Origin of the sequence: Polynucleobacter sp. (assembly GCF_018500155.2) — a bacterium.
In the GTDB taxonomy this organism is placed as follows: Bacteria; Pseudomonadota; Gammaproteobacteria; order Burkholderiales; family Burkholderiaceae; genus Polynucleobacter.
Genome location: NZ_JAHBAK020000022.1, coordinates 1 through 4,324, shown reverse-complemented (window position 1 = coordinate 4,324; position 4,324 = coordinate 1). Strand labels below are relative to the sequence as shown.

The following is a 4,324-nucleotide window of genomic DNA, read 5'->3' as shown; positions in this document are numbered from 1 at the left end:
ATTTCTGGTGGTTTTTATAGGGATATACTGATTCGGCTGTTGTTATGAATGTTTATTTGATTAATGGGAGACGAAATGTCACAACACGATACATTGTTAGCCGCTTTCGAAACATACAAAGCTGAAAACGAAAAATTTATTGAAAAGGGTATTAAGGCATCAGCAGCTCGTGCGCGTAAAGCCTTGCAAGAAATTGCTGGTGCTTGCAAAGAGCGTCGCAAAGAGATTACTGCAGCAAAAGAGGCAATGGAAGCGAAAAAGTAATTCTTACCCCTATTGATCTAAAGGCCTAGCTGATTCGCTAGGCTTTTTCTTTTGGTGCGCCATGAGCCCAGGCGTTCACATCTTTTAATTCAATTATTCTCCTGACTTTCATAGTTATATATCCGCGTTATAGTGGTCGCATGGATCAGATTCAATTTATACAAAAACTTCAAGAAGCGGGATTTCCGGATCCTGTTGAAGTTCAGCAAGCGCCCAATGGCAGATTAGATGATCATACTCACCCATTTGCTGTGCAAGCTCTCGTCATTGAGGGGTATATTGAGATTGCAATTGCTGGCAATACAAAACGATATGCTCAGGGCGATGTTTTTCAGTTGGGATTCAATGAGCTGCATGCGGAACGTTATGGCCCGCAGGGTGTGAAGTATTTAGCGTCGAGAAAAAGCTAAATGTAGCAACTTGATGAATATCGGATTGATTAGTTTGGGTCATGTAGAGTTGCCCATGACCTGCTCGATATTTCAAGCAAATTGCACCTCATATAGCAAACCCTTGTAAAAAATTGTCCGCTAAGAGACCACTAGAGGCTTCTCTAGTGGCTCACTCATTTTTCCGATGACACATGCATCCATGAAGTGATGTTGGTTAAAGGTCTTTAATACTTCTTTGGCGCTTTCTGGGGTGCATGAGACTAAAAGGCCACCACTGGTTTGAGGATCAGTTAATAGTGCGCGTTGTGCCGCGCTAAAGCCCTTTGGAAGACTTATAGCATCACCATAGCTGAGCCAATTGCGATCAGATGCTCCAGTAATGATGCCTTGTTCAGCAAGATCCTGTACGTTGGAGAGTAGAGGCACCTGATCCCAATCAATATGAGCGGTACAGCTTGAACCGCGTGCGAGTTCCAGAGTATGGCCGGCTAAACCAAATCCAGTGACATCAGTTAAAGCATGCACTCCTGAGAGCTTTGCTAAATCTGGACCAGCACCATTGAGTTTGGTGGTGTTGGAAATCATTTCTTGATAGCTGTCTGGACCAAGCACATCCTTTTTTAGCGCTGCCGACAGAATGCCAACCCCTAGAGGTTTGCCTAAAATTAATACATCTCCCGGTTTGGCGCTCGCATTGCTCTTTACACGCTTGGGGTCAACAATGCCAATGGCTACTAAGCCATAAATGGGTTCGACAGAATCAATCGTATGACCCCCGGCAATGGGAATGCCAGCACTGCGGCAAGCTTCTGCTCCACCTTCCAGTATTCGTGCAATCGTTTTGTTGGATAAAACCTTGATCGGCATACCTACCAGAGCTAATGCAAATAGAGGCGTGCCACCCATCGCATAGATATCGCTAATCGCATTGGTTGCAGCGATCTTCCCAAAATCAAAGGGATCATCAACTATAGGCATAAAGAAATCAGTAGTGGCGACTATTGCCTGTGAATCATTGATTTGATAAACGGCAGCATCATCGGATGTTTCAATGCCAATCAAGAGCTCCTTGGGGAATGGCAATTGAGGGACATTTTTCAGTATTTCAGAAAGCACGCCAGGTGCAATCTTGCAGCCACAGCCGCCACCATGAGATAAAGAAGTTAATCGTGGTTCGGCAGATTCGAGAGAGGTTGTTTGGCTATTCATGATTCAATGCGTGAGTCTTAAAGTGGCTTCCAAAGATTAGGTACAACGGTATTTGCGTATCCCGAGATAAACATTTTTTCTGCACCTGTCACTGGGTCAAAAACCGAGCGTTGAATCTTGCCGATATTGCCACCATAAACATGAATGCTAATCGAGGTTTGATCTGTTAAATGATTCTCTACAACGTGAATATCATGAGTATTAGGGGAAACAGTATCGACATGACCAGGAGAGGAAATGGTGGATTCTCCAGTCTTAAAACCGCCTGCGGGTTGAGGATAGTAGGGCGTACCTTTTTCTTCGCCACGTAACTGACCCACCATACCCCATACGGTGTGATTATGAATCGGTGTTTTTTGACCCGGCCCCCAGACAAAGCTGACGATAGAAAAGCGATCCAAAGGATCGGCATAGAGGAGGTACTGTTGATAATACTGGGGGTGTGGCTGTGCAAATGCCTCAGGCAACCAATCATCAACGGCTATGAGATTTTCCAGAAGTTGCTTACCTTTAGTAAAAATCATCGCTTCGCTGGGCTTTTTCTCAAGTAACAAGCTCAGCTCTTTTACGAAGATGAGTAATTTTCCTTCAGACATCATTTAGCCCTCATTTACTACGCTGGAAAAAACCACTCAGGCCACGCTTTGGGCTTTAGGGTGATGGTGTCAACACATACGATATGTAATGTTGCGCTAGCAATCACTTGAAGTTCATCACTATCGGGTAGTTTGCGCTGAGCAGTTTGTTTGACAGAGACTTGCGTGCGTCCTCGATGCTCAATGGCTTGTGTGATGTGAAGAATGTCATCTAGGCGCCCAGGCTTGTAAAAGTTCATAGTCAGTTCACGCACTGGCATGACAATATTAAATTCATTAATCAGTTTGGTGGGGCTGAGATTGTATTGGGCCAACCACTCAGCACGACCTCGCTCAAAAATTTCTAGATAGCGACCGTGATATACAAAGCCTGCTGCATCAGTATCAGAGTAACAAACTCGATGGATATAAATAAATTCAGATGAGGGGTTTTCAGAAGAGGGGGTAGTCATGGATGGTTGGGTGATTTCGGTAATACCAACATCATATTACGATGAGGAATTCCTGCCTCATCATAAATATCGCCATCAGCCTTAAACCCCATCTTTTCATAAAAAGGTATGGCGTATACCTGTGAGTGCAAAAAGAGACTAGTAAATCCTTTCTCTTGTGCAAATTGAATTAACTTTTCCAGAATTTGTCGTCCAATGCCTTGACCGCGGTACTGATCTAATACGGCCATGCGTCCGATTTGGGCTTGATCCTTGCTGATTGCTACTAATCTTGCAGTACCGACGGACAGTCCATCTATCTTTGCTAGAACATGTATTGCTTGAAGATCATCAGCATCTAATTCAAGCTCCTCCGGAACTCGTTGCTCGTCGATAAAGACAGTTTTACGAATGAAAAATGCCTCCTTAGAGGCCTTCACCCAATCGACAAGCAAAATATCTAAATTTTTCAAAGGGTTATGTAAGGGGGTAAGTTTGACCAAAGAAGCCTTCAATAATGTAACAAATTAGCAATCTTGGGAAAATGGGTCATGGTTACAATGGTCAAGTGGCGATTCTCGCGCCCATTGTTTTATCTAAATCCATTATTTAGGAGTTATTTTGAAGAAATCTTTACTTGTAAGTTTGTTTGCTGCATCAGGAATTGCTATTGCATCTTCCGCTTTTGCACAATTGCCAGCCAAAATGTTGCCATTGGCAGCAGAAGTTGTAGTACTGGGTGCAACAGTAGATTCTGTAGATGTTAAAAAGCGCATCGTAGTGCTGAAAGACGATAAGGGTAATTTAGCGCAAATGAACGTTGCCAAATCAGTGAATGATCTGGAGAAAGTGAAAAAAGGCGACGTATTTTTAGTAGAGCATGCGCAAGCTGTTGCGGTGGGACTCACTGCCGCTGCCAAGGATGCTAAGCCTGGCGTATCAGGTGTTCGCTCAGTAACAATCGCTGGTAAAGGTTCTGCAAAGCCATTTGAAGAAACTACAGATACTGTTTATGCAACAGTAAAGATCTCCACCATTGATCAAAAAACCCGTATTGTGACCTTCACCATGCCCAATGGCGAAAAGCAAAAGGTAAAAGTCGATGCTGCAGTGCTTGGTCTTGAGAAATTCAAGGCTGGCGATGACGTCATGATTGAATTTGTGGATGACACAGCAATTGGCTTTGTAACTCCTAAGAAGTAAAGCTTTAAAGCAAGACATTTTGCCGATTAAGCAGGCAAAAAAATAAAAAGCCCGCACATGCGGGCTTTTTATATTCTCCAATCACAAATCTACTGCTTGGCATTAGGAAAGAATAATTGCTCACCACCACTTTGATAGCTAGCAATAACGTCTTGACCATTCTTGGAGGTGATCCAGTCGATAAACGCTTGTCCTTCAGCTTTTTTGACGGCTGGGTACTTAGCGGGAT

The 4,324-nt window shown here is 43.6% G+C and carries 7 protein-coding genes and 1 pseudogene; 3 read left to right on the top strand and 5 right to left on the bottom strand.

The window, feature by feature from the left end:
* Positions 1 to 75: 75 nt before the first annotated feature.
* Together KIH43_RS02930 and KIH43_RS02925 are read left to right on the top strand one after the other, a co-directional pair.
* Positions 76 to 264 carry a hypothetical protein gene (locus tag KIH43_RS02930; protein WP_028819023.1) on the top strand — a complete coding sequence of 63 codons (189 nt, stop codon included), beginning with the start codon at positions 76 to 78 and terminating at the stop codon, positions 262 to 264.
* A gap of 140 nt (positions 265 to 404) precedes the next feature.
* Positions 405 to 674, top strand: a complete 270-nt coding sequence (locus tag KIH43_RS02925) for a cupin (RefSeq protein ID WP_296967774.1) — start codon at positions 405 to 407, stop codon at positions 672 to 674.
* 120 nt (positions 675 to 794) lie between these two features.
* Here the strand turns inward: KIH43_RS02925 and selD are convergent, their stop codons facing one another.
* Genes selD through KIH43_RS02905 form a run of 4 tightly spaced genes read right to left on the bottom strand, consistent with a single transcriptional unit; the run spans position 795 to position 3,365 of the window.
* Positions 795 to 1,865, bottom strand: a complete 1,071-nt coding sequence (selD, locus tag KIH43_RS02920) for a selenide, water dikinase SelD (RefSeq protein ID WP_297717541.1) — start codon at positions 1,863 to 1,865, stop codon at positions 795 to 797.
* A gap of 17 nt (positions 1,866 to 1,882) precedes the next feature.
* Positions 1,883 to 2,461 carry a hypothetical protein gene (locus KIH43_RS02915; RefSeq protein WP_297717546.1) on the bottom strand — a complete coding sequence of 193 codons (579 nt, stop codon included), beginning with the start codon at positions 2,459 to 2,461 and terminating at the stop codon, positions 1,883 to 1,885.
* Between the two features lie 17 nt (positions 2,462 to 2,478).
* Positions 2,479 to 2,913: a YbgC/FadM family acyl-CoA thioesterase gene (locus tag KIH43_RS02910; RefSeq protein WP_296967778.1), complete on the bottom strand. Its 435-nt coding sequence runs from the start codon at positions 2,911 to 2,913 to the stop codon at positions 2,479 to 2,481.
* The gene (locus tag KIH43_RS02905) at positions 2,910 to 3,365 is read right to left on the bottom strand and encodes a GNAT family N-acetyltransferase (protein WP_297717538.1); all 456 of its coding nucleotides are present in this window, start codon (positions 3,363 to 3,365) and stop codon (positions 2,910 to 2,912) included. The genes KIH43_RS02910 and KIH43_RS02905 overlap by 4 nt, the downstream gene beginning before the upstream one ends.
* 148 nt (positions 3,366 to 3,513) lie before the next feature.
* Here KIH43_RS02905 and KIH43_RS02900 point away from each other — a divergent pair, with 148 nt between their 5' ends.
* Positions 3,514 to 4,095, top strand: a complete 582-nt coding sequence (locus tag KIH43_RS02900) for a hypothetical protein (RefSeq protein ID WP_297717536.1) — start codon at positions 3,514 to 3,516, stop codon at positions 4,093 to 4,095.
* Between the two features lie 89 nt (positions 4,096 to 4,184).
* Here KIH43_RS02900 and KIH43_RS02895 read toward each other — a convergent pair.
* Positions 4,185 to 4,324 (bottom strand): annotated as a pseudogene (locus KIH43_RS02895) (tungsten ABC transporter substrate-binding protein); the annotation flags it as partial.

Excerpts from the sequence above, each read along its gene's own strand:
- KIH43_RS02930 (WP_028819023.1), top strand. The coding sequence starts at position 76 with ATGTCACAACACGATACATTGTTAGCCGCTTTCGAAACATACAAAGCT.
- KIH43_RS02925 (WP_296967774.1), top strand. The coding sequence starts at position 405 with ATGGATCAGATTCAATTTATACAAAAACTTCAAGAAGCGGGATTTCCG.
- selD (WP_297717541.1), bottom strand. The coding sequence starts at position 1,865 with ATGAATAGCCAAACAACCTCTCTCGAATCTGCCGAACCACGATTAACT.
- KIH43_RS02915 (WP_297717546.1), bottom strand. The coding sequence starts at position 2,461 with ATGTCTGAAGGAAAATTACTCATCTTCGTAAAAGAGCTGAGCTTGTTA.
- KIH43_RS02910 (WP_296967778.1), bottom strand. The coding sequence starts at position 2,913 with ATGACTACCCCCTCTTCTGAAAACCCCTCATCTGAATTTATTTATATC.